This window comes from Caenimonas koreensis DSM 17982, from assembly GCF_009646335.1.
GTDB classification, from domain to species: Bacteria; Pseudomonadota; Gammaproteobacteria; order Burkholderiales; family Burkholderiaceae_C; genus Ramlibacter; species Ramlibacter koreensis.
The window spans coordinates 320,127-342,887 of the sequence record NZ_WJBU01000002.1; the positions used below are offsets into that span (position 1 = coordinate 320,127).

22 protein-coding genes, 1 tRNA gene and 1 pseudogene are annotated in these 22,761 nt (G+C 64.4%); 9 read left to right on the top strand and 15 right to left on the bottom strand.

Annotated features, from left to right (window positions below; genetic code table 11):
- Window positions 1-25: 25 nt before the first annotated feature.
- Window positions 26-116: transfer RNA gene (locus GHT07_RS03330), tRNA-Ser, on the top strand.
- A 227-nt stretch (window positions 117-343) separates the two neighbouring features.
- Here GHT07_RS03330 and GHT07_RS03335 read toward each other — a convergent pair.
- Window positions 344-1,081, bottom strand: a complete 738-nt coding sequence (locus tag GHT07_RS03335) for a glutathione S-transferase (RefSeq protein ID WP_153583630.1) — start codon at window positions 1,079-1,081, stop codon at window positions 344-346.
- A 91-nt stretch (window positions 1,082-1,172) separates the two neighbouring features.
- On the opposite strand from GHT07_RS03335, the gene GHT07_RS03340 reads away from it, so the two are divergent.
- From GHT07_RS03340 to GHT07_RS03350, 3 genes are all read left to right on the top strand, one after another.
- Window positions 1,173-2,033 (top strand): 5'-3' exonuclease, encoded by an 861-nt coding sequence (locus GHT07_RS03340; protein WP_153583631.1) that lies wholly within the window; start codon window positions 1,173-1,175, stop codon window positions 2,031-2,033.
- A gap of 72 nt (window positions 2,034-2,105) precedes the next feature.
- A complete protein-coding gene (locus GHT07_RS03345; RefSeq protein WP_153583632.1) occupies window positions 2,106-2,432 on the top strand; it encodes a helix-turn-helix transcriptional regulator in 327 nt (108 codons plus the stop codon).
- Between the two features lie 6 nt (window positions 2,433-2,438).
- Window positions 2,439-3,785, top strand: a complete 1,347-nt coding sequence (locus tag GHT07_RS03350; protein WP_153583633.1) for a HipA domain-containing protein — start codon at window positions 2,439-2,441, stop codon at window positions 3,783-3,785.
- 24 nt (window positions 3,786-3,809) lie between these two features.
- Here the strand turns inward: GHT07_RS03350 and GHT07_RS03355 are convergent.
- The 3 genes and pseudogenes from GHT07_RS03355 to GHT07_RS03365 form a co-directional block, all read right to left on the bottom strand.
- Window positions 3,810-4,058: pseudogene (locus tag GHT07_RS03355) on the bottom strand (TerC family protein); the annotation flags it as partial.
- Between the two features lie 227 nt (window positions 4,059-4,285).
- Complete coding sequence (locus tag GHT07_RS03360; protein ID WP_153583634.1) at window positions 4,286-5,128, bottom strand: dienelactone hydrolase family protein; 843 nt, start codon at window positions 5,126-5,128, stop codon at window positions 4,286-4,288.
- 33 nt (window positions 5,129-5,161) lie between these two features.
- Window positions 5,162-6,157: a hypothetical protein gene (locus GHT07_RS03365; RefSeq protein ID WP_153583635.1), complete on the bottom strand. Its 996-nt coding sequence runs from the start codon at window positions 6,155-6,157 to the stop codon at window positions 5,162-5,164.
- Window positions 6,158-6,275: 118 nt separating this feature from the next.
- Here GHT07_RS03365 and GHT07_RS03370 point away from each other — a divergent pair, with 118 nt between their 5' ends.
- On the top strand, window positions 6,276-7,313 hold the full coding sequence (locus tag GHT07_RS03370; protein WP_153583636.1) for a potassium channel family protein: 1,038 nt from the start codon (window positions 6,276-6,278) through the stop codon (window positions 7,311-7,313).
- A gap of 28 nt (window positions 7,314-7,341) precedes the next feature.
- Here the strand turns inward: GHT07_RS03370 and GHT07_RS03375 are convergent, their stop codons facing one another.
- Window positions 7,342-8,400, bottom strand: a complete 1,059-nt coding sequence (locus tag GHT07_RS03375; RefSeq protein WP_153583637.1) for an alpha/beta hydrolase family protein — start codon at window positions 8,398-8,400, stop codon at window positions 7,342-7,344.
- 266 nt (window positions 8,401-8,666) lie between these two features.
- Between GHT07_RS03375 and cysK the strand changes: the two genes are divergently transcribed.
- A complete protein-coding gene (cysK, locus tag GHT07_RS03380) occupies window positions 8,667-9,755 on the top strand; it encodes a cysteine synthase A (RefSeq protein ID WP_153583638.1) in 1,089 nt (362 codons plus the stop codon).
- 135 nt (window positions 9,756-9,890) lie between these two features.
- Here cysK and GHT07_RS03385 read toward each other — a convergent pair whose 3' ends face one another.
- From GHT07_RS03385 to GHT07_RS03400, 4 genes are all read right to left on the bottom strand, one after another.
- Window positions 9,891-11,150, bottom strand: a complete 1,260-nt coding sequence (locus tag GHT07_RS03385) for an MFS transporter (RefSeq protein ID WP_153583639.1) — start codon at window positions 11,148-11,150, stop codon at window positions 9,891-9,893.
- A gap of 20 nt (window positions 11,151-11,170) precedes the next feature.
- Entirely contained in the window at window positions 11,171-12,409 is a 1,239-nt protein-coding gene (locus GHT07_RS03390) for a choice-of-anchor tandem repeat GloVer-containing protein (protein ID WP_153583640.1), read from the bottom strand.
- 314 nt (window positions 12,410-12,723) lie between these two features.
- Window positions 12,724-13,188, bottom strand: a complete 465-nt coding sequence (locus tag GHT07_RS03395; protein ID WP_153583641.1) for a hypothetical protein — start codon at window positions 13,186-13,188, stop codon at window positions 12,724-12,726.
- Between the two features lie 175 nt (window positions 13,189-13,363).
- Complete coding sequence (locus tag GHT07_RS03400; protein ID WP_153583642.1) at window positions 13,364-14,485, bottom strand: YeeE/YedE family protein; 1,122 nt, start codon at window positions 14,483-14,485, stop codon at window positions 13,364-13,366.
- A gap of 74 nt (window positions 14,486-14,559) precedes the next feature.
- Between GHT07_RS03400 and GHT07_RS03405 the strand changes: the two genes are divergently transcribed.
- Both GHT07_RS03405 and GHT07_RS21385 read left to right on the top strand, forming a co-directional pair.
- Window positions 14,560-14,988, top strand: a complete 429-nt coding sequence (locus GHT07_RS03405; RefSeq protein WP_153583643.1) for a DsrE family protein — start codon at window positions 14,560-14,562, stop codon at window positions 14,986-14,988.
- A 46-nt stretch (window positions 14,989-15,034) separates the two neighbouring features.
- A complete protein-coding gene (locus tag GHT07_RS21385) occupies window positions 15,035-16,450 on the top strand; it encodes a sensor histidine kinase (protein ID WP_323740770.1) in 1,416 nt (471 codons plus the stop codon).
- Here the strand turns inward: GHT07_RS21385 and GHT07_RS03415 are convergent.
- The 3 genes from GHT07_RS03415 to GHT07_RS03425 all read right to left on the bottom strand — a co-directional run bounded on the left by GHT07_RS03415 (window position 16,429) and on the right by GHT07_RS03425 (window position 19,124).
- On the bottom strand, window positions 16,429-17,022 hold the full coding sequence (locus GHT07_RS03415) for a response regulator transcription factor (RefSeq protein ID WP_153583705.1): 594 nt from the start codon (window positions 17,020-17,022) through the stop codon (window positions 16,429-16,431). The two genes, GHT07_RS21385 and GHT07_RS03415, sit on opposite strands and share 22 nt — an antisense overlap.
- A gap of 102 nt (window positions 17,023-17,124) precedes the next feature.
- Window positions 17,125-18,408: a tryptophan--tRNA ligase gene (locus GHT07_RS03420; RefSeq protein WP_153583645.1), complete on the bottom strand. Its 1,284-nt coding sequence runs from the start codon at window positions 18,406-18,408 to the stop codon at window positions 17,125-17,127.
- Window positions 18,409-18,425: 17 nt separating this feature from the next.
- Window positions 18,426-19,124 (bottom strand): site-2 protease family protein, encoded by a 699-nt coding sequence (locus GHT07_RS03425; protein WP_323740771.1) that lies wholly within the window; start codon window positions 19,122-19,124, stop codon window positions 18,426-18,428.
- Between the two features lie 341 nt (window positions 19,125-19,465).
- Between GHT07_RS03425 and GHT07_RS03430 the strand changes: the two genes are divergently transcribed.
- Entirely contained in the window at window positions 19,466-20,248 is a 783-nt protein-coding gene (locus tag GHT07_RS03430) for a hypothetical protein (protein WP_153583646.1), read from the top strand.
- Here GHT07_RS03430 and GHT07_RS03435 read toward each other — a convergent pair.
- The 3 genes from GHT07_RS03435 to GHT07_RS03445 are packed head-to-tail and all read right to left on the bottom strand — an operon-like array spanning window position 20,245 to window position 22,628.
- Window positions 20,245-20,880: an L-threonylcarbamoyladenylate synthase gene (locus GHT07_RS03435; RefSeq protein WP_153583647.1), complete on the bottom strand. Its 636-nt coding sequence runs from the start codon at window positions 20,878-20,880 to the stop codon at window positions 20,245-20,247. The two genes, GHT07_RS03430 and GHT07_RS03435, sit on opposite strands and share 4 nt — an antisense overlap.
- Window positions 20,881-20,886: 6 nt before the next feature.
- On the bottom strand, window positions 20,887-21,762 hold the full coding sequence (locus GHT07_RS03440; protein ID WP_323740772.1) for a DMT family transporter: 876 nt from the start codon (window positions 21,760-21,762) through the stop codon (window positions 20,887-20,889).
- A gap of 14 nt (window positions 21,763-21,776) precedes the next feature.
- Window positions 21,777-22,628, bottom strand: coding sequence for a 3',5'-nucleoside bisphosphate phosphatase (locus GHT07_RS03445; protein ID WP_323740773.1), 852 nt, complete (start codon window positions 22,626-22,628; stop codon window positions 21,777-21,779).
- Window positions 22,629-22,761: the final 133 nt, after the last annotated feature.

Consider the following 22,761-nt stretch of genomic DNA (forward strand, 5'->3'; position numbering starts at 1 on the left):
TTCGCACCACAGCGAACCCGAATCAGGAGCGGTGGCAGAGTGGTCGAATGCGCCGGACTCGAAATCCGGTGTACGGTTATGCCGTACCGTGGGTTCGAATCCCACCTGCTCCGCCAACACACCAGAAAAAAGCCCTGACCAATCAGGGCTTTTCTCTTTCCGGCGGCCGTATCGCTTGGCTCACCCAGTCAACTCTTCATGATGCTGCCCAGCGACCGACCCTGGCGGGTTCGATGCGAGTTCGCAGCCGCTCGTGATGCTGCGTTGGGTCAAGGGCAAGTGGCAGCTCGCCGATTGAGGTTGCGGGTCGGGTGGCGGGTGCCATCTGTGTCCGCGCGCCGTGCTAGCCCGCCGGCACATCCAGCTCCGGATACCGCCGGAAGATGCCTTGCTCGTTGAACGCAATGCGCCGCTCGCTTCGCAGGTACGCCGCCACGCGCGGCTGCGCGGCGACGCGGTTGTGCGTGCCCACCACCCGCGGTGTGCGCGACAGCACACGCTCGGCCGCCAGCGGGAATGCATAGCGCAGGCCTTCGACGAGCTGGAACAGCGACAAGTCGGCATAGCTCATGCGATTGCCGACCAGCCAGCGATCGCCCGCCGGGTTCTGCGAAAGAATGCGCTCGAACCACTGCAGGAATTTCGGCATGCGCTCGCTGCAGAAGTTGCCAGCACGCCGCAGCGCCTCGGCCTTCTGGTCTTCGTAGTACAGGCTCGTCGCGATGGGGTGATGCGTGTCGTGCGCCTCGGTCACCATGTCGGCGATGGTGAGCTGGATCTGCATCGTCCAGGCGCGCGCCTGCTCGCTGCGCGCTACCAGCTTGAGCACCGGTGCGAGGTATTGCAGGATGGCGGCGGTCTGGCCAATGACGAAGTCGCCGTCTTTGAGAAAGGGCGGCGCGAAGGGCGGCTGGCGCAGGCTGCGGTCGCCGAGTGTTCGAAGCATGGCAGGCACACCGCGGCCCGCGTCCTCTGCGCCCCGCGCGATGTCGATGTAAGGCGCGCCAGCCGCTTCGAGTGCGAGGCGGACGAATTCGCCGCGACCGGGGATCGTCGGCCAGTAGTGGAGTTCATAGGTCATGGCGCGACTGTAGTCACTTTGCTTGCCGCAAGCCTCAAGTCGCCAACAACGCTGACGGGATCCACAAAGGGCAGCGCGACAATCCCGAATCATGAACATCGACCTCATCGACGGCACCTACGAGCTCTACCGGCACTTCTATGGACTGCGCCGCTTCAACCAGGGCGAAGACCGCCCGTATGGCGCTGTCGTTGGCGTGCTGAACACCGTGCTCGAGATGATCGAGCGCGACGTGACGCATGTGGGCGTTGCGACCGACCACGTGATCGAATCATTCCGCAATGACCTGTGGCCCGGCTACAAGACGGGTGAGGGCATCGAGCCGGCACTGCTCGCCCAGTTCCATCCGCTGGAAGAAAGCCTGGCGGCGATGGGCGTTGCTGTGTGGCCGATGGTTGAGCTTGAAGCAGACGATGCGCTCGCGACCGCAGCGCGACTCGCCGATGAAGACGAGCGGGTTGAACTCGTGCGCATCTGGACGCCCGACAAAGACCTGGCCCAGTGCGTGCGCGACAACCGCGTGCTGCAGGTCGATCGGAAAACAAAGAAGGTGCGCGGCGCTGTTGAAGTGCGCGAAAAGTTCGGCGTGGTGCCGCAGTTGATCCCCGACTATCTCGCGCTGGTCGGTGATGCAGCCGATGGGTATCCGGGTATCAAGGGGATAGGGGCTGTGGGTGCGGCGCGGTTGCTGAACGAGCACGGCGCCATCGAAGACTTTCCGGCGAGCGTGCTCGGCGAGCAGCGCGAAGCCGCGCTGTTGTTCAAGCGGCTGGCTACGTTGAGGACGGATGCGAAGCTGTTTGGCGACGTCGAGCAACTGCGGTGGATGGGGCCGACGGCCAGCTTTGCGGAGTGGACGAAGCGCATGGGGGCGCCTAAGTTGCTGGGGCGAAGCTTGAAGGTTTTGTCTAGAAAACTAGGCAAATTGCCTGAAAAACCCAAAGAAACATAAAAAGACTAATTTTCTAGACAAATTGCTTTCAATGGCGTGCCAAGGGCCATAAAATCTAGAAATCTAGTCATTATGAGCCGCCTCAAACCACTCCCGCCGCCCCCGGACCTGATCGCGTCCGACACCAAGGCGTTCGGCGCTTCGATCCGCGCCGCGCGGCGCGGGGCCCACATGACGCTCACCGAGGCGTCGCTCTTGCTGGGCGTGGCGCGGCAGACACTCACCAACCTCGAAACCGCCAAGAGCAGCGTCAGCCTCGACACCGCCTTGCGTGCTGCCCGTGAATTCGGCGTCTCGATCCTGGCCGTGCCCGGCGGCCAGCGCGAGGGCGTGCGTCGTGCATTGGCCAGCATGACCGCGCCAGACGACGCGCAGAACGCGCCGTCGCCAGACAAGTAACGCGCCATGGCGACGCTGAACGTGTGGTCAGGTGATGAGCTGGTGGGTGTGCTGGGACACGATTCACAAGCCAATCGCTTCACCTTCGACTACGCCCGCGAATGGCTTAGGGCTGACGGGCGTTTTCCGCTCAGCCCGTTGCTGCCGCTGGAGCGCCCGGCCAGCGAAACACCTGAGCAGCACAGCGCGCAGGTACGGCAGTTTTTCGAGAACCTGCTGCCCGAAGGCGAGGCGCTGGACCACGCCGCACAGACGGCTGGCACGACCCGTTCCAATCTGGTGGGCCTGCTGATCGCCATCGGCCGGGAGACCGCTGGCGCCTTGCGCGTCACGCTTGCCGATGACAACCCGGTTCAACGCGCGGCTGTTGATACGCAGCGCCTGCGGGAAGTCACCCCTGAGCAACTCTCACGCCGGATTCGCGAGCGCGAGAGCCTGCCGTTCTCCGTGTGGGACGGCAAGGTGCGGCTTTCGATTGCGGGCTACCAGGACAAGATCGCGGTATATGAAAGCGAAGGGCGTTGGTACCTGACAGAAGGCGGCCGGCTCGCGTCCACGCAAATCGTCAAGCCGCTGCCGATGCGCAAGCAGCTCGACACCTTGCCGGCCAACGAGCACCTGTGCATGCAGCTGGCGCGTCGCATCGGCATGGAAGCCGCAGACACGAGGCTTGTGCATGTGCCGGAACCGGTGCTGCTGGTGCGCCGCTTTGACCGTGTCGAAACTGACGCTGGTGTCACGCGCCTTCACATCGTTGATGGCTGCCAGGCGCTGGGCCTGGCAGTGTCAATGAAGTACGAGCGTGCCTATGGCGACGCCGCCGAGGTCGCGCACCTGCGTGATGGTGCGAGCTTGCCAAAGCTGTTCGCGTTGCTCGACCAAAGCCCGCTGCCCGCGGTGGACCGGCTGCGCTTGCTGCGATGGGTGATTTTCCAGGTGTTGATCGGCAATACCGACGCGCACGGCAAGAACGTGTCTTTCTTCTGCGATGCACGCGGGTTGCGGCTGGCACCGGCCTATGACCTGGTCTGCATGGAGGCGCTCGATGCTGGTTTCTCGCACACCTACGCGATGGCAATCGGCGATGCATTCAGCGAAGACGAACTGAAACCCTACGAGTGGGCGCATTTCGCGCATCTGTGCAAGCTGCCGTTCCGCTTGGTGGCGCATGAGCTTGAGAGCTTGTGCGGGCAGGTGAGCGCGGTGATGGACGGGTTTCTGTCAGACATGATCGGACAGCACGTTCCCGAAGCCGTGGCGCATCGATTCAAGGAAGTCGTGCTGGCCATATGCGCGCGCCAACGCGAGCATGTGCGGCAAATTGCGCGCTTCAAGCGCACGGACTTCGAGTGACCTGATCGCCCGGTCAGTGCCGGATCAGTCCCCAGGAATGTGCGGCGGATTCAGTTGAACGGTGCGCGCGCCTTTTTTGCGCATGCGGATGTTCAGCATTTCCACTGCGAGCGAAAACGCCATTCCGAAGTACACATTTCCTTTCGGCACATGATTGTCGCCCACCGCGGTGATGATGGAGTCCAGCGAGAACACCAGGTAGACCAGCATGATTTGCAGGATGACCGAGGCAAAGGTGGCTTTCACGGACTTGCTGCCGCTGCCATGCTCCCCGCCGTCCCTGCAGCGCGTTGAGCCGCTTTCCCCGGCCGGCTTATGTGCACAGCGCGCCCGGCGCATGGTCCCGGCGTGGGTTTTCGCACTGGCGATCTTGAGCTAACCCGCCACCACCCTGTCGCAATACGCCTGCATCACCCGCTTCCACGCATCGCGGCCCAGACACCGGTCGCGATTGCGTTGACTTTCGAGAAGCCGTAGAGCTTGAGCATGCTCTTTGCCGCCTACACCAACCCTTGCTTGAACGTAGCCAGCAACCTTCCCCACGCGCGTTCAGCCTGCGCCGCATCGTAGACCTGCGAATCAGGCGGGCACCAGCCGTGCGCGGCCGCATACACCTCCACCTCACCCGGCAGCTTTGCAGCCTGCAGCGCAGTACGCAGTGCGTTCTTGGCTTCAGGGTCTCGCTGGTCGTCGTTCTCGGCCACGGCGATCAGGTAGTGCGCCTTCGTCTGCGCGACCAGCCGGTGCGGGCTGTCGGGCGCGGCAGTGACCATAGCGGCGCCGTGAAAGCTTCCTATGGCGCCCACGCGGCCCGGCGCGGCCACCGCCGTACGCACCGCAATCGGCCCGCCCATGCAATAGCCAGTCGTGCCGATCTTGCGCACCTTGTCCACTTCGGGTTGTGCGTCGAGCCACGCCACAAATGTTTTGCCGTCGCTCAGGTGCATGGCCGGTGTCAGCGCCTGCATCAGCGGCAACACTTCGGCAATCGGCGTCTTGCCGCCCTGCGGTGCAGTGGGTGCCTTCTTTTGCCGGTAGAACGGGTTGACCACCAGCACGCTGTAGCCTGACTCGGCCAGGCGCCGGCCCATCTGCCTGAAGGCAGGGCGAAGGCCGAAGATGTCGGGCCACACCAGCACGCCGGGCGCGGTGCCCGACGTCGGCGCGACGAAGTACGCGTCGCAAACACCGTCGGGCGTGGTGATGGTCACTTCACGTTCGGACACGGCCGCAGCGTTGGCGACGGCAGGCAGTGCCGTGATCAGGCCGGCGGAGGCGGCCCATGCCGCGAAATCGCGGTGGGTGTATTTCTGAAGGTCGTCCTGGTCTCTCAAATCGCACATGGTTGGTTCACCTTATTGAGATCAAGTTAAACATCAGGCTGCGGCCCAGACGATCTTGTAGTCGAGCGAATGCCCGATGCGCTCGGAGAAACGTGTGACTGACTTGGCCGCCATCCGTTCACTCACGCTCACCGGGATCAGCGTCGTCAGCCAGGCGCCGACACCCTGCGGCTCGCCCTCCATCTTTCGAGTGGTGGGGCCCGGCGTGTAGTCCACATGCGCCTCGCGTTTGCCGGCCTTCTCCAGCAGGTCGTAGAGGTCGCGAAACAGGATGAACGACGTGTCGTTCTGGTGCGTGGCCCAGTTCGCCACGGGAAGGAAGTCCACCAGGTGGATGAGCTGGTAGTTCAGCGCGACCCACAGATCCTTGCCGCTGATCGTGATGGGCTCGTTGTCCATCACCCGGTGGAAGGAGATCGTGTCGATGGCGTCGGCGCGGTGGGCGTTGTCGCGCAGCTCGCGGCGCAGCGGGCCCGCGTAGAGCAGCCGCAGCACTGAGGGAAAGGCCTCGACCTGCGTCCAGTCCGATGGCGACATCAGCTTGCGCAACGCCGGTATCTTGTCGGCAGTCATTGCAAAGGTGTTGGTGCCCGTGCCGAGGATCGAGTGCAGGAACATGACCAGCGCGGACTGTTGGGGATAGTGCTGGACGGTGTACTCGAAGCAGAAGTAGAGGTGGTCGAGGAACGACCCGTCGGCGTGCTCCACATCGAAGTCGCACTCGCTCACCAGGAACTGCATCAGCTCCGCGCTCACAGCCGGAAGCGGATGCGCCGCGCGGGCGCCCTCGTATTCAGCCTGCACGGCCTGGGCAGCCGCGGCGTCCCAGTGCGCCTCCTTGCCTACGCGCGTGGTAACCACAAAGCGCGCGGCACTGCCTTCGAGCGTCTTGAAGATGGTGCGATCAAGATCGAAATCCGGGATCGGCTCGACACGGACCTTGCCAGTGTGCTCCAGCGCGGCGCCGCGGGCGATGGCGGCCTTGCGCTGGGTGGTGGGATCGGGGCGTTCGGCGGCGGATTGCTTCATGGGATCCTCAGCGATTGGCTGGTTTTATACACGACCGGCCCCGCCCCCAAACTCAGCCAGTCTTGATATCGGTCAAACTGCCATGCCCGCTGCCGGTCTAATGTCAGCCTGCCCCCCCATGCTCGAGATAACGCCCTTGAAGAAGATCGCCCGCAGCCGCCACATCCGCGGCCTCGTCACGGGCGGCCTGCTCATGGCGCTGGTCCACCTGGTGGGCACGGTGGGCTATCACTTCATCGGCCGGCCAGTCGCGACGTGGATCGACAGTTTCTACATGACGTTCATCACCGTGGCCACCATCGGCTACGGCGAGACGGTTGATCTCAGTGCTCATCCATTCGGCCGGCTCTTCACGGTCGCCATTGCGATCGTCGGCATTGGCACCTGGAGCTACCTGTTCTCCACGTTCGTGGCCCTGCTGCTCGAATCCGACCTGAATTCTGTTTTGAGGAAACGCCACATGCAACGCCAGATATCCGACATGAAAGGTCACTACATCATCTGCGGCGTGGGGCGCGTGGGCAGCAACGTTGCTGCTGAGCTGCTCAAGACGCAGCGCGAATTCGTGGTGATCGAACGTGATGTGGGCACGATCGAGCAGTGGCTCGAGCGCTCGCCTGACACGCTCTACCTGCATGACGACGGCGCGAGCGACGACGCGCTTTTGCGTGCAGGCGTCATGCGTGCTGCCGGCGTGTTCGCCGTGACAGGCGACGACAGCCACAACCTGATGATTGCGCTGTCGGTCAAGCTGCTCAACCCGGCGACGCGCGTGGTCGCACGGCTGCACGACATCCGCAATTCAGACAAGGCACGCAAGGCCGGGGCTGATGAGATCGTCTCACCGGACTTCACCGGCGGCATGCGCATTGCCTCTGCCATGGTGCGGCCACACGTGGTGAACTTCATGGACCAGATGCTGCGTGCCGATGAAGGCCTGCGCGTCGAGGAGGTCACCGTGCCGGCCCACCTGCCGGCCCGATCACTCGGCGCATTGCTGCCCAGGTCTCGCCGCTACATGCTGATGGCAACGCATGAGAAGGGCGAGTGGGTCTTCAACCCGGGTGACGACCATGTGGTGCAACCGGGCTCGGCCCTGATCCTGATGACGACGCCGCAGGGCCGCCAGGATGTGCAGGCGCTGATAGGGGCTTGACGCGAAGCCCCTATCAAACGCGTCAAACTTATCGCAGCGTCTTGTCGAAAAACGCGACAGACTCTTGCGCCAGCCGGTCCAGGAAAGCAGCGCGGTCGAAGCCTTGCGGGTCACGGGCCACACTGCCGTCCGGTGAAGGCAAATCCATCGTCGGCGTGTTCATGAAGGCGTAGTGGCCTGCATTGGGCACGAGCTGGAAGGTGGTGGTGGCGCCTGGCATGTTCTGCATGACCCATTGCGCGTGAAAGCGCGGCACGAGGAACGTGTCTTTCTCACCCGCGTAGATGGCCACGGGCACGCTGATCGCTGCCAGCGACCGCGCGCTGAATGCAGCGCCCAGCGGCGCGAGGGCCATCACGGCGCGCACGCGTGTGTCGGCTTGCACGGGCTCTTCCTGGCCGTCAGCGGCAGCGCTGTTCTGCGCTGATGCACTGGCGATCTCGTGCGTCATGCCGCACAGCACCGGGTCCAGCTTTGCTTCGGTCTCGCAGTGCTTGCGCAGTTGCGACATCACCGGCTTGCCGCCTGCCAGCGCGAGCACGGTGTAGCCGCCGGCTGAATGGCCTACGGCGCCGATGAGCGGGCGCCCGTCTGCACTGTTGGCAATGCCGGCGCGCCACTGCGGGTCGGCCAGCAGTGTGTCGATCACGCGCGAGACCTGGCGCGGCCGCTCGGCAAAGTAGCGCCCGAGCGTGGCACGCATCGACTGGTCCTGCCAAGTGTCACCCACTTGCTCCACGCTGGCAACCAGGTAGCCACTGCGCGCCAGCGCAGTAGCCAGCGTGGCAAAGCCCAGTTCAGTCGAGGCCGTGCCATGACTGATCACGACCAGGCCTTTGAACTTCGGCTCCGGTGTGCCGTTGATGGCCACGGTCTGCGGGAACGGCCCCATGGGAATCACGCGCGCCGCGCTGGTCGCCGGGTAGTAAAGGGCGAAGTGGGCCGGCTTGTCGGCCGCGGCCCTGGCGGTGACGGTCATCTGGCGATAGCCCGCCTCGCTGGCGTTCGCTGCAGGCTGTGCCCCAAGGCAGGCTGCTGCAATGACCAATGGAAGGGCGCTGAAGCTGGTGAGGGAGCGGGTCGACATGGCGGGTGTTCTTTCGGGTTGTGGCGAGCGCTACAGGCAGCGCACCGGCGAAGTGTTCCCGCGCGCCGATGCCGTGTCGCCAGCCCTGCGACGAAATGGCGCGTGAGTGGCGCCAGATGCAATGCGTGGCCGTGAAGCGCTCGCAGCAATGAACCGCTACCATCGCGGTTCATCGTCCGGCGGCTCGGTCTTGGCTCATGTGCGGCGGCTGCAGCCTGTGGACGTTTCCGCGTCGCAAGGCGCCCGCAACCACGCAGGAGCTCTACATGGCCATGCAGCAATCCCGATCGACCCAAGGCCGCGGCCGCTTGTACGACAGCGTCGTCGACACAGTCGGCGACACCCCTTGCATCCGGCTGAATCACATTGCGCCCAAGCATGTGCGCCTGTATGTGAAAGCCGAATTCTTCAACCCGGCAGGCTCCGTCAAAGACAGGCTGGCAGCCAGCATCATTGAAGAGGCCGAGCGCCGCGGCGACTTGAAGCCGGGGCAGACCGTGGTGGAGGCAACCAGCGGCAATACCGGCATCGGCCTGGCCATGGTCTGCGCGGCCAAGGGCTACCCGCTGGTGATCACCATGGCGGACTCGTTCTCTGTTGAGCGCAGGAAGCTGATGCGATTTCTGGGCGCCAAGGTCGTGCTGACGCCTCGCGCGTCCAAAGCCCTGGGCATGTACCAGAAGGCGCAGGAGCTGGCGCAGGCCAACGGGTGGTTTTATGCGCGCCAGTTCGAGACGCAGGACAACGCCAAGATTCACGAGAACACCACCGCGCGCGAACTGTTGGCAGATTTCAAGGACGAGCGCCTCGACTATTGGGTCAGCGGTTACGGCACTGGCGGCACGGTGACGGGCGTGGCCCGCGTGCTGCGCAGGGAGCGCCCGCAAACGCGCATTGTGCTGAGCGAACCGGCGATGGCGCCGCTGCTGGCCAGTGGTGTTGCGCAGCAGCGCGGTGAGGGCAATGCGCCCGCCAGCAGCCATCCGGCCTTCACCCCGCACCCGATCCAGGGCTGGACGCCGGACTTCATTCCCTACGTGCTGCAGGAAGCAGTCGACAAGCAGTACTACGACGAGCTGATCCCGGTGGCGGGTCCTGACGCAATCGCCTGGTCCAAGCGGCTGGCTGCTGAGGAGGGGATCTTCACCGGCATCTCGGGCGGTGCGACGCTCGCGGTGGCGATCCAGGTGGCGCAGAAAGCACCTGAAGGCTCGGTGCTGTGCTGCATGCTGCCCGACACTGGCGAGCGCTACTTGTCGACACCGCTGTTCGATGGCGTCGCCACCGAGATGACCCCGCAGGAAGAGGCGCTGTCGAAGTCCACGCCGGGGTTCCAGATTCCGCCTGCCGCCTGAGCTTGAGGCGAGCCAACCCATGAGTGACGCGCCGCCCATCACCCGCGAGCAACTCCTGCGCGTGTGCACGCGCTTATTTGGCGCGAGCTGTTCGGGCGAGTGTTGGGGTGACGGGCGCCGCACCCATCGCCAACTTCACGTGCGGACAGTACCAGCAGGCTCGCGTGGCCGAGTCAGCCACGTAAACACCACGAACGCGGCAATCGTGGCCGCGGGCAGCGCAAGCTCGCCGTACAGCATGGCGTTGGTGCCGAAGCGGTCATGCACCCATCCGTCAAAGCTTGTCATCACCGCAATCGGCACATTCGCCAGCGCCGACATCAGATTGAAGTTGGTCGCCGCTGATCGCTGCCCGATGGCTTGCAGCACGATGGCCGAATACGCCGCGTAGCCGCACCCGACCACTGCCGAATAAGCCATGGTGAAAACGACAAACGATGTGGGCGTGCGTGCGGACCACGCCATGACTACTGCCACAGCCCCAGCTCCCATGCCAAACACGCAATACGCGCGGCCGGGACTCATGCGGTCGCACAGGTAGCCGCCCACCATCGCACCTGCCGCTGCAGCGAGCCCGCCTGCAACGCCATTGACCCACGCGACGAGGTCGGCACCGGCATTCCACTCACCGGCGATTGCGGACCATGGCGCGGCACCGGATGCGATAGGCAGCACCATCAGGATCAGCGCGAGGTAGCCCACGCGCGAGCGCGCGACTTCCCACACGTCGGTCGCAACGCCTTTGAGTTCGTCGAAGTACGACGGCGCAGAGTGTGTTCGCATTGCGGCGGGCACAAAGTAAAGGCAGCCCCAGCACGCAACGCAGATGATGGCGAGTACGCCACCCGAAACCCAGGCCTGCGACACGTGCTCGGCCAGCAGCAGGCCGAGGCCACCGCCGAGGCCCGCGCCGCCGAGGTTGCCTGCCTGCGACCAGCCGCTCGCGCGGCCCTGCGTTGGCGCGGGCACGCACTGCGCCAGAAAAATTTCGGACGACATGCTCACCAGCGTGGATGCGGCAGATGAAATGACGGCAAGCACAGTGATCAGTGGCACTTGCTGCGCGGTGGCCGGCAGCACGCTCATCGCCAGAATCGTCCCGCCGACACCCACGGCGCCCAGGCCGTACCAGAGCTTTGGATTGCCGACCGTATCGACGATGGGCGCCCAGAGGATCTTCCACGTCTGCACCCAGATCGTCGCCGCGATGATGGTGGTGATCTCCAGTGTGCTCAAACCCGCGCGGCCCAGCAGGAACGCCAGTGTCACGCTCACATACCCGCTGCTGATGCCGAAAGGCGCGAACAGCGGCAGGAAGATGGCGGTGTGGCGCACGACAGCTTGTGTGGGTGGTGCGCCAGCGAGGCTGGAGGGCGAGTCGATGTGCGCAGTCATGGGCGATGCGTCCCGTGGCTTCAGCGCGGCCAGTGGTGCGGCGCCAGGGTGTAGCTGTACACCGCGCCGTGACCCGGCGAACTCCCGCCGACACTTGTCGTGCCGACGAGCAAGCCGCGGTGAACCTCGACAGGTGGTGACACGGGTGTGCCACCGTCCATGGGGAAGTACGGGCTGGCAGGCGAAAAGCTGTGCAGGATCGTGACGTGTCCGGTGATCGACATTTTGAACAGCGCACCCGCATTGACGTTGTAGCCGGCATTGGTGCCGTAAAAGTTGCCGTCACTCGCGAAGATCAGGCCGGTTGGCCAGTGGCTTTCCAGTGTCGTCGGCGCGAAGAGATGCATCAGGGTGATGTCGCCGTTCAGCGTCATGCGGAACAAGGCGCCGCCATAGGCCGGTCCGGAGCTGGCCATGGCCCCATAGAGCAAACCATCGGGGCCCTCAACAAGGCGCGAGGGGTAAACGCCAGTCGTGGGGCCCTGCAACGAGACCAGGCGGGTGAACCGGCCCGACCGCTCGAATCGAAAGAGCGTGCCGTTGCCATGTTCGCCGCCAACGTTCGTGCCGCCGTAGAAGTTGCCATCGCGCGCGCGCACCAGGCCGAATTGAGGAGCAGTGCCGTCAAGTCCTTTGAGTGCGTAGGCCACGCTGTACGTGCCGTCCGGCGTGATGCGGTAGATCGTGCCTTGCCCGTACTGGCCGCCAAATGCTGTGGTGCCAAACATGCTGCCGTCAGGCGCCTCGACGAGCGCGCTAGAGCCGTAGCGTCCGTCATTGGTTGCATCGCCGAAGCTGTGCACTACGCTGTAAACCCCCGCACGCGAAATGCGAAAGATCGTGCCGCCGTAGTGACGCCCTCCGCCGACTGTGGTGCCCCACAGGCTGCCGTCCGAGGCGCGCGTGAGACTTGCCTCTGGCCAGAAGCCGTCTTGCCCGTCCTGGATGAAGGAGTGCACCAGCGTCATCTGGCCCGCGAGCGACAGCTGGTACAGCGCACCGGTGCCGTAAGCACCGCCATCGCGAGTGACGCCCCAGTAGACCTCGCTATCGCGGCGCGAGACGCGCACGGGAGCCGAATGGGGTGCGCTGCCGCGCGCCTGGTCGAATTCGAACAGATTCTTGAATTCCGCAACGCGATGAATTCCAGCGAGCGCGGGTGCGTCTGCGTCAGCGGCCGCATTTGCGTGGCCGCAAGCAACGAGGCCGGCAGACGCGAACACCAGCGCGGCAACGACGCCGTGGACGGAAAGCCTCATGAAACCCTCACTGGACTGGAACAGACGGGCCAGTGTAGTGGGGACGCAGTCGCTTCACTTCTAGGCGCCGCTGCGATCCGGAGTCCGCAGCCGCGGGACTGTGCCGCCTGCTCCCGTCTGCCACTCGAGTCCGGCGCCCAGGGCGGCCGCACGGGCTCGCATGTTCTTCTGCCCTTCCCCGCGCGAGATTGCGGCGTTGGGCTCCATCGGCGTGAGCACGGCGCCGATCAGAAACTCAAACGGGAGCGGGGCGGTGACTTTGAAAGAGAAGCGCTGACTTCTGCGCGCCACAGCTGGCGCAAGTGCTCGCTGAACTACTTTGATTGGCGCGCGGCCAGCACGCGGCCATCGTTCGCGTCGATGTCGAGGTGCCACATCGAGCCGCTGTCTGCACTGAAAATTGCGCCGAACGCGCCGGGTGCACTCAGCAGCGGTGGCGAGAACCAGCTGAATATGCCTGGGCAGTCACTTCCGTTGATGTGTACGCGATTGTTGATCACCATTCGCAGCGAGCCGTCGCCGTTGACCACCCTGAGCTCGCACGTCGGCGGGTTGTTGCCATGGTCATAGAGCGCGACAACACCGTCGCGCTCCGGCAAGACCTGTGCGTGCATCCCGAACCTGTTGGCGATCAGCACCGTGCGGCCGTCAAACTCCCATCGTGCCTGGACCACCCTTTTGGGAGATACGCCCTGCGCGACGAATTCATCAACCGTCATTGTTTCGGGTTTGAGCCTGCCATCTTCGCGGATCTCTACAAATTGCCGAATGCCACTCATTGTTTTCATCTCCCTGGGGCGCCATCCGAGCCATCGTCAAATGCGCGCAGCCTGCTCGCACCCGTGCTGAGGTGCTTAAACGCGGCTTGATGCTACAGACCGGAGTTCTGGCCAGCTTCATACCTAAGTCGCACACTGATGTGCGCGGAGGTGATCGGCGTCTATCGCGTGTTTTTCAGGCTGCTGCTTCGCTCTCGACATGACGGGCCGCGACGCGCAGGGCCGCGACGGCGCCTGCAACGATGCCGCCCACAGTCAGCACCGATCCCAGCGACAGCATCGCGAGCCCGGTGAGCCCCTGGCCGATCGTGCAGCCCAGTGCGGTGACCCCGCCAAAGCCCATCAGCATGCCGCCTGCCAGGTGCGACACGAGCATCTTCGCGTTCTGGAACGACTCAAGCCGGAAGTCGCCGCGCAGTTTGGCCATGACGAAGCTGCCGATCAGCACGCCGAGCGCCGCAGTGATGCCGAAGGTGGCGTTGGTGTTCTTGTCGGACCACAGCGTCAGCAGGTCGAGCGCCTGCCCCATGGGCGCCACGAACGACAGGCCTTCGGGCCGCCGCGATTGGGTGCCCAGCCAGGCAGGCTCTAGCGTTTCAGGGTGCTCCGCCAGGAAGCCCCAGTGACCCGTGATCAGCCACGCTGCGGGCACCAGCAGGCCGACAGCGATGCCGCCAACCCAGTGACTCTTGTCGAGCGTGGCACGGTGCCGCCACCACAGCGCGAGCGCAAAGGCAGCAAGCGCGGCCACCAGCAACCACCTCACCACCGGTGCAGGCGCGCCCGCGAGCGCAGCGAGCGAGCCCATGTCTTGCGGCGATGCCAGCGTGATGCTCCACACGTCGAGTGCGTCTACACGTGGTGAAGCAAAGAGCCCGCGCAGTGTCATGAGCGCAGCGATCGCCGTCACGATCAAGGTGATGAGTGCCTTGAGGTCGCCCGCACCGGTCTTGACCAGGCTGCGCTGCGGGCAGCCACCAGCCAGCACCATGCCGTAGCCGAAGATTGCTCCACCCACGAGGCATGACACCCAGGTGAGCCGGTTGCTCCACGCGAGCGCGCGTGTGGCGTCGAACAGGTTCAGGCTTACCAGCAACTGTGTGCCAATGGCCGCCACCGCAATGGCCAGCATCCACGAGACGAAGCGCGACGTGCCGCGGAACACGACCCAGTCGGCGATGGCTCCGCGCACACAAAATCGTGACCACTGGCCGACGGCGCCAAACAGGAGCCCGAGCACAAGGCCGCCCCACAGGACGAATTGGGTGATGGCTTGCGGGGAGGAGAGGGATGTCATGACACGAGATTCTGCCTTGGCGTGAAATACATCAGTTGGTGGTAATCTAAGCGCCGATCATCAGGAGACAGAAGATGAAGCTGGCAATTCGCATCTGGGTGGCTCTCGCACTTGCATTCGGCCTCGCGGGCTTCGCCGTTGCGCAGGACAAGGTCGTCTATCACATCGACAGCGCAGCGACCCAGGCGACCAAGGGGCTGCGCAACATCCGCAATCACCTGGACGTGGCGCCTGCCACGAAGATCGTCGTCGTGACGCACGCGGAAGGTATCGACTTCCTGATGGAAGGCGCCAAAGACGCAAAGAACCCCGACATCGACTACGCCTCGCTCGTGAGCGCGCTCAAGGCGCGCGGCGTTGTGTTCGAGGTGTGCGAGATCACGCTGCGCAGCCGCAATATCTCCAAGGACAAATTCATTCTTGATGCCGAGTTTGTTCCTTCCGGCGTGGTGCGCATTGGCCAGCTGCAGTCGCGCGAGCATTTCGCATATATCAAGCCCTGAACACAAACCCGCGCGCTCTGGCCGTCTGGCAACTGGCGCCTGCCCCGTGAAGCCAGAGATACCGCCCGCCATCGCCACGCCTGCCGAATCACGGTGGGTAGAGTCCGAGCTCATTCGCAGCCTGATGCGAACAGCGCGCAACACGCAGGTCGCCAGCCTGGTGCTGATCCCGGTTTTTCTGTCGGTGCTGTGGAACGACGCGCCGCTCGGCTCGCTGGTGCTGTGGAGCCTTGCCGCACTTGCCATCGTCGGCGCGCGCTTCTGGGTGATTCGCCGCTACGTGCAGCACGTGATGGCTGCAGGGGCCGACGCCCATCTTGCGTTCTTCGAGCGCTACCAGCTGCTCTGGCCGGCCAGCGCCATGGTGTGGGGATTGTCCACGCTGCTGTACTTCGACCGCGCGTCGCTGGACGACCAGTTCGTGTGCTGGCTGGTGCTGGCGGGCCTGGCGATGTTCTCGATCAACAGCCTGTCGAGCCACCTGCGCACCGTCAGGCGCTATCTCGATGTGCTGGCAGGCACGGCGCTCGCGGTGATGCTCTGGCGCATCGGCGTCGAGCTGCAATTCGGCGGGCCCGCCTATCACTACTGGATCATCGCGCTGCTCGGGATTTTCTGGCAGGTGCTGCGTCAGGCGGGGCTGCGCCTGCACATCACGCATCGCAAGAATTTCGAGCTGCAGTTTCGCAACAGCCAGCTGATCGACTCGCTCACCCGCCAGACGCAGGCTGCGCTCGATGCGGTCGAGATCAAGAACCGCTTTCTCGCCAGTGCCGCGCATGACTTGAGGCAGCCCGTGCACGCGCTGGGGCTCTACGCAGACTGGCTGGGTTCCGAGCCCGAGCTTGTGCATCAGCTCGCGCCCAAGATTGTTGAATCGACAAAGGCAGTCAACGCGCTGTTCGACTCGCTCTTTGACATGGTGCGGCTGGACTCCGGCAAGATCAAACTCAACATCGAGCCTGTTGATTTGCCCCGGCTGCTGCACGACCTGGAACTGCAGTACCGGCCGCTGGCTGAAGCGCGCGGACTGCAATTTCGCGTTCACGCTACCCCCGGCACCGTCATGTCGGATCCGATTTTGCTCAGCCGGATCGTGGGCAACCTCGTGTCGAACGCCGTGAAGTACACGCCGCACGGCGGCGTGCTGCTGGCCTCGCGATCGTCCGCACGCGGCTGCCGCATCGAGGTGTGGGACACCGGCCTGGGCATTGCACCCGTGCACCAGCGCGAAATCTTCCGGGAGTTCTACAAGGTGCCTGGCCACGCAGGAACCGAAGACGGTTTCGGACTGGGCCTGTATATCGTCGCGCGGCTGGCGACGATTCTTGGACATCCTGTGGGCCTGGCCTCACGCGTGGGCAAGGGTACGGTGTTCAGGCTGTTGCTCAAGCCCACTAACCCGCAAGACGCAGCCGACAGGGCGGCCGCGTCGGTCGCTCAGCTGGTCAACATGCCGTGAGTGCGCGCGTAGTGAATCGTCTGCGTGCGGCTCTTGACGCCCAGGCGGCGGAACAGGCGCCAGAGGTGGACCTTCACGGTGTGCTCGCTGATGCCGAGTTCGTCAGCGATATCGCGGTTGGACAAGCCGCGGTCCAGCATGACGATCAACTGCTTCTGGCGCTTTGACAGCTTGTTGTCGCTCGGGCTGAGTTCCTCGAAGCCGCCATCGGCGTTGAGCAGCGCACGAAGCGCACTGCCGATTTCCTGGGCGCCGGACGACTTCTCGATGTAAATGTCAGCGCCCGCGTCGATGCAGCTTTCTTCCGCGTCGGCCGCAGGTGAGGCGGAGAGCACGGCCAGCGGTGCGTCGCCATAGCGCTTCTTGATTTCATGGATGCCGGAGGTGCCTGTGGTGTCGGGCAGTTTCAGGTCGAGGCAGATCAGGTCCGGCGTGCCGTGCTGGCGTACCGCAGACTCGATGCCGCCAAGGCGGTCGAGTTCAATGACATTCGAGCCGGGGCGCAGCCGGCGCAGCAGCATGACCACGGCTTCTCGCATGAGCGGATGGTCGTCAATGACATACAGGTTCATCGGCTTGGGAGCGGGGGTTTTGATCGAATCGACGGGCATAGACTTAAGGATAACCTCGAATACGCAGGTTCTGCGCGCTGTGCGCTTTTAGCATGCCATCAGTCACGCAGCCGCGTCCAGTGCTGAGAGGGCATTCGCGACATCGGCGTCGGTGATGCCGTCAGCCAGCTGCAAACTCACACCCGTCAACTCGTTGCGTTTGAGCTGCGCGATCGTGCGGCCTGCGTCCTGCGGTGATGCGAACCCGCTGCTTTGCGCCAGCAGCCGGCCTTGCGCATCGACAAGCTTGAAGTAGTGCAGGCCGTCCGCCTCCCGGTACTGCTTGAACGATGGCAGCGCGGCTTTGGCCGCCTTGTCCTTCTTTACAGGCGCGGCCTGCGCAGCGAGGTTGCGCAGGCCCACGGCATGGCGCAACTCGCCGATATACGGAGTTGCCAATGCACGCGCTTTCTCGGCGCCGCGCTGCAACGTCTTTTCAATCTCGGCCGGGTTGGTCATGAGCGCGTCGTAGCGCTCGCGCATGGGGGCAACTTCGCGCTCGATGCGCTCGAACAGCATCTGCTTGGCGTCCGCCCATGAAATCCCGTCGGCATAGGCCTGCAGCAGCTGCTGCGTTTCGGCGGGCGATGCAAATGCTTCGTAGATCTGGAAGAGGGCAGAGCCTTCGGCCTGCTTGGGCTCGCCGGGCGCGCGCGAATCCGTCACGATGCCGGCGATCTGCTTGCGCAGCTGCTCGCGCGGCTGGAAAAGCGGGATGGCGTTGTCGTAGCTCTTGCTCATCTTGCGGCCATCGGTGCCGGGCAGCAGTGCGACGTTGTCGTCGATGGCGGCTTCGGGCAGCACCAGCAGCTCGCCGTAGAGATGGTTGAAGCTGGAGGCGATGTCGCGCGCCATCTCGATGTGTTGCGCCTGGTCGCGGCCCACGGGAATCTTGTGCGCCTTGAACATCAGGATGTCGGCGGCCATGAGCACCGGGTACATGAACAGGCCTGCAGTGACGCCGTCATCGGCATCGATGCCCGCTGCTGCGTTCTTGTCCACCGACGCCTTGTAGGCGTGCGCGCGATTGAGCAGCCCCTTGCCAGTGACGCAGGTCAGCAGCCAGGTGAGCTCGGGGATCTCGGGAATGTCGGACTGGCGATAGAAGAACACATGCTCGGGATCAAGGCCGATGGCGAGCCAGCACGCGGCAATCTCGAGCGTGGAGCGCTGCATGCGCGCCGGGTCGTCGCACTTGATCAGCGCGTGGTAGTCGGCCAGGAAGTAGAAGTTCTCGGTGCCGGCGCGGCGGCTGGCTTCGACGGCGGGCCGCAGCGCGCCGACGTAGTTGCCCAGGTGCGGTGTGCCGGTGGTGGTGATGCCGGTGAGGTAACGGACTGGTTTCATTTCAGCGGACAAGGTTTTCAGCGGACAAGTGCAAGCAGCGGTTCGAGCACGAAGTTCAGTACCGAGAAGGACGCGCCGACCAGCGGCGACATCCAGATGCGGTTGAGGATGGGGGCACCGTTGGCAAGTGGCGCAACGGCCAGCAACAGCACGATGAAAAATCCGTACGGCTCGATGCGCGAGAACTGCATCGCGGCCTTCCATGGCAGCAGGCCCACGAGCACGCGCCCGCCGTCCAGCGGCGGAATCGGAAACAGGTTGAACACCGCCAGGATCACGTTGACCTTGATGCCGGCCTGTGCCACGCGCAGGAAGAACGATTCCTCGATTTGCAGGCCGACAAGCGCCACCAGCAACAAGCCCCACGCAAGCGCCTGGATGAAGTTGGACACCGGTCCGGCCAGTGCAACCCACACCATGTCGCGTTTGGGGTGACGCAGCTTGCCGAACGCCACGGGCACCGGCTTGGCGTAGCCGAGCAGGTAAGGACCGCCGGGAATCCCCGCTGTAGAGAACAGGAGCAGCAGCGGCATCGCAATGGTGCCGATCGGGTCGATGTGCTTGAGCGGGTTGAGCGACACGCGGCCGAGCATGTACGCCGTGTTGTCGCCCAGGTGGCGGGCTACGTAGCCGTGTGCTGCTTCGTGGATCGTGATCGCGAACAGCACCGGCAGTGCGTAGATCAGGATCGTCTGGATCAGGAGGTTGGTATTCACCCGGTGAATTGTCTCAGACGCACACACCATCGCAGACACCAGCGCAGACAGCGCCGGCACAGCCCGTGAATGGCCGGGCCGCGCTTGGAACTACATCGCCTGCTTGGTCACTCACAGCCAACAGATGAAAGGTATGTCCAATGTTGAGTGCTCCCAGTCCGCAGTCCCGCTCCAGCGGCAAGTTGCCAGTGCAGTTCGTTCCGCGCACAAGCAGTGACCCGCTGTTGAATCAACAAGGCGAAGCGCCGAGCCAGCTCCAAAGGTCGGTTGCCCTTGTTGAAGGTGCGCGCCGCCCCAGGTTGCATACGCCGCAAGGCCGGGCTGCGGAGCATGAACCGGGATTGGGCCATCGGCTGACTCACCAGCAAGCGGTTGGGCCGCGCACGGGCGCGCAGGCGGTCGAAGCAGACGAGCCGCCACCACCGCCGCCGCTGACCGCCGCAGGGCGGCTGGAGCTGTGTGTGCAGCGCCTGGCGTTGCGTGAGGCGTTTGCCAATCTTCCACGCGCCAGCCATGGCCACCGCGACCGCGTTGACCGGGCGCGTGAGCGGCTTGAGACGGCCGGCCACGGCTTTCTCTACGCCATCGCGTCGTTCACGAGAGGCGTTGCTTTCGACGCAGACGGTGAAGTGTCGACTCCGCTTCAGGCGGCCCAGCACGTCATCACGGCGGCGGAGCGGCTCGACATGTACCGGGGCGTACGCAAGGAGGCGTCTGAGTCGGGCGCTGAACGGCTGATGAAGGCTTACAAAGACCACGGTGAGCCGTATGACCGGGTGCCGGGCGAGGAACCGCACTTTCCGTCTTTCAGGCTGCCTGCACCCCATGAGCGCGGCTTGCCCGCCCAGCTCATCGACGAGCTGGTGGAGCGCGCGCGGTCGCAAACGAATGTGCCGCTGCACGACCTGGTCGACGAGCTGGACCTTGGCACGCTCGACGAGGCCACACTGCGGCGGCTGGAATGGGCGGTGATCACGCTCAACATCCCGCTGGGCAGCCGTACCGATGCCAGCTTCCCGCGCAACGCGCTGGGCCTGAAGTTCGATGCGGCCTATGCAGCGCTCGGCCTGCGAGAGCATCGCAACCCGCGCGCCCATGCGGCTTATGTGGAGTCCGCGCCTTAAAGCCCCAGCGCTGCCACGCTGCCGCGCCCTTGCCGCACCACCACTGCATCGCCGCCTGTTGCCATCGGCACCAGGTCAATCACCGTGGTGGGCTCTGAAGGGCAGGCGCCCGCACCAATGACCCCGGCCAGCTGGCGTTCAAAGCGCTGCCGGATTTCTTCGCCGTCGTTCAGCGGCTCGCTCTCGTGCGGCGCGAAGAGCGTTGATGCGAGCAGCGGCGCACCGTGCAGGGCGAGCAGCTCCTGCAGCACCGTGTGCTCGGGCACGCGCAGCCCGATGGTCTTGCGCTGGGGATGGCTCACGCGGCGCGGCACTTCCTTCGTGGCTTCAAGGATGAAGGTGTAAGGGCCGGGCGTTGCGAGCTTGAGCAGGCGGTACTGGCGGTTGTCGACGCGCGCATAGTTCGCCAGCTCACTCAGGTCTCGGCACAGCAGCGTGAGAAGGTGCTTGTCGTCAACGCCGCGGATTTGGCGCAGCCTGTCAGCGGCCGCTTTGTCGTCCAGGTGGCAGGCAATGGCGTAGCTGGAGTCGGTGGGCACGGCCAGCACGCCGCCTTTTTCAAGCAGGCCAACGGCTTGCTTGAGCAGGCGTGCCTGCGGGTTGTCCGGGTGGACGTCGAAATACTGTGCCATGCGTTCTCAGGGTTCCACGGGTTCCATGTGTACGCGGCTCTCGCGAACGGTCAGCCACGCGCCAGCCGCGCCGCACACCGCAATCGTCACCATGCCGATCATCGACCAATTGTCCGGCACGTGCGCGAACACGAGCCAGCCGCCGAGCATCGCAAAGCCGATCTGCGCGTAGAGGTAGGGCGTGAGTGTGGCCGCAGGTGCTCGCTGGTAAGCGAGGATCAGAAAGAAGTGGCCCACCGTGGCTGTCAAACCCATGAAGCACAGCAGCGCCCACAGGCTGTAGTCGTGCAGCTGTGTCCAGACGAAGGGCAGGGCAAGCGACGAGAGGATCGTGCCGACCCAGCCCGTCCACAGGTGCATGGTCACGGGGTCTTCGGTGCGTGCAAGGCGGCTCGTGAGCACCTGGAACCACGCGTTCGTGCCCACCAGGCCGAGCGGCAGCAGGCTCGCCCAGTGGAACGTCTCGCCGCCGGGCCGGATGATGATGAGCGTGCCCGCGAAGCCGCCCACCACCAGTGTCCACCGCATGGCTGAGACGTGCTCTTTCAGCACGGTGGCAGCAAGCAGCGTGATGGCCAGCGGCGCAATCATCACGATGGCGGTAAATTCACCGACGGGGATGTAGCGCAGGCTCGCGAATGCGAACAGGCTCGACGTGAGGAGCAGCACGCCGCGCAGGACCTGGAACTTCGGATGCAGCGTGCGCAGCACGCGGGTGCCGCGCCACGGCAGCACCACGATGGTGGTGGCAATCGCCTGGAACGCATAGCGAAACCACAGCGCCATCAACAACGGTACGGAAGCGCTGACGAACTTGGTGGTGGTGTCGAGTGCCGAGAAGCACGCCACCGCCGCCACGGCGAGCGCGACGCCCGCCAGCACATGCGGACGCCTTGTCACTGGATGCGGTCGGCCAGCACTTCCCACACTGGCGTGAGCTCGCCGGGCAGGAAGGCAAGGCCGCCGAGGTCGGTGCGGCTTTCTTCGGGGCTGTGGAAGTCGCTGCCCCTGGACGATGCGAGCCCGAACTCACGCGCTGTCTCGCCGTACGTCACGTATTCAGCAGTGGTGTGGCTGCCCGTGACGACTTCGACACCGCGCCCGCCATGCGCCTTGAATTCGAGGAACAGTGCATATTCTTCGTTGGGCGTGAATCCATAGCGGGCCGGATGCGCGATCACCGCCATGCCGCCGGCCCGCGTGATCCACTGCACCGCGTCGCGCAGGGGCGCCCAGCGATGCGTCACGAAGCCCGGCTTGCCTTCAGTGAGGAAGCGGCGAAAAACTTCATTGGTGTCAGAGCAAACGCCGCTTTCCACCAGGAAGCGCGCGAAGTGCGTGCGGGAGATGAGGTCGGGGTTGCCTACGTATTTCAGGGCGCCTTCGTAGGCGCCGTGAATGCCCGCACGGGCCAGGCCGTCTGACATCAGGCGCGCGCGCTGGTCGCGGCCGCCGCGCATGCGTGAGAGGCCCTGCACCAGGTCGTCGTTGCGCGGGTCGAAACCAAGGCCGACGATGTGGACCGTGTGGTCAGCGAATGTGACGGAGATTTCAGTGCCGGTGAGGTACTTCATGCCGTGCGAGCGCGCGGCGGCGGCGGCACGTTCCTGGCCGCCGATTTCGTCGTGATCAGTCAGGGACCACAGCTCGACGCCATTGGCCGCAGCGCGCGCTGCGAGTGCTTCGGGCGTCAATGTGCCGTCGGACACCACCGAGTGGCAATGCAGATCAGCGTTCAGAATAGACACGCCCTGATTTTAGGTGGGGCAGTTTGAAAGCGTGCGCTAACACGGCGATAACCCCGCACGTGCGACAGTGTGTCCTGACAGAAAACCGCAAAAGGCTAGGGCCTGTTAACACAATTCATGACTGCGCGTTGCC

Bases quoted from the DNA above. Each gene is read 5' to 3' on its own strand.
- GHT07_RS03335 (WP_153583630.1), bottom strand. From the start codon at position 1,081: ATGACCTATGAACTCCACTACTGGCCGACGATCCCCGGTCGCGGCGAA.
- GHT07_RS03340 (WP_153583631.1), top strand. From the start codon at position 1,173: ATGAACATCGACCTCATCGACGGCACCTACGAGCTCTACCGGCACTTC.
- GHT07_RS03345 (WP_153583632.1), top strand. From the start codon at position 2,106: ATGAGCCGCCTCAAACCACTCCCGCCGCCCCCGGACCTGATCGCGTCC.
- GHT07_RS03350 (WP_153583633.1), top strand. From the start codon at position 2,439: ATGGCGACGCTGAACGTGTGGTCAGGTGATGAGCTGGTGGGTGTGCTG.
- GHT07_RS03360 (WP_153583634.1), bottom strand. From the start codon at position 5,128: ATGTGCGATTTGAGAGACCAGGACGACCTTCAGAAATACACCCACCGC.
- GHT07_RS03365 (WP_153583635.1), bottom strand. From the start codon at position 6,157: ATGAAGCAATCCGCCGCCGAACGCCCCGATCCCACCACCCAGCGCAAG.
- GHT07_RS03370 (WP_153583636.1), top strand. From the start codon at position 6,276: ATGCTCGAGATAACGCCCTTGAAGAAGATCGCCCGCAGCCGCCACATC.
- GHT07_RS03375 (WP_153583637.1), bottom strand. From the start codon at position 8,400: ATGTCGACCCGCTCCCTCACCAGCTTCAGCGCCCTTCCATTGGTCATT.
- cysK (WP_153583638.1), top strand. From the start codon at position 8,667: ATGGCCATGCAGCAATCCCGATCGACCCAAGGCCGCGGCCGCTTGTAC.
- GHT07_RS03385 (WP_153583639.1), bottom strand. From the start codon at position 11,150: ATGACTGCGCACATCGACTCGCCCTCCAGCCTCGCTGGCGCACCACCC.
- GHT07_RS03390 (WP_153583640.1), bottom strand. From the start codon at position 12,409: ATGAGGCTTTCCGTCCACGGCGTCGTTGCCGCGCTGGTGTTCGCGTCT.
- GHT07_RS03395 (WP_153583641.1), bottom strand. From the start codon at position 13,188: ATGAGTGGCATTCGGCAATTTGTAGAGATCCGCGAAGATGGCAGGCTC.
- GHT07_RS03400 (WP_153583642.1), bottom strand. From the start codon at position 14,485: ATGACATCCCTCTCCTCCCCGCAAGCCATCACCCAATTCGTCCTGTGG.
- GHT07_RS03405 (WP_153583643.1), top strand. From the start codon at position 14,560: ATGAAGCTGGCAATTCGCATCTGGGTGGCTCTCGCACTTGCATTCGGC.
- GHT07_RS03415 (WP_153583705.1), bottom strand. From the start codon at position 17,022: ATGAACCTGTATGTCATTGACGACCATCCGCTCATGCGAGAAGCCGTG.
- GHT07_RS03420 (WP_153583645.1), bottom strand. From the start codon at position 18,408: ATGAAACCAGTCCGTTACCTCACCGGCATCACCACCACCGGCACACCG.
- GHT07_RS03435 (WP_153583647.1), bottom strand. From the start codon at position 20,880: ATGGCACAGTATTTCGACGTCCACCCGGACAACCCGCAGGCACGCCTG.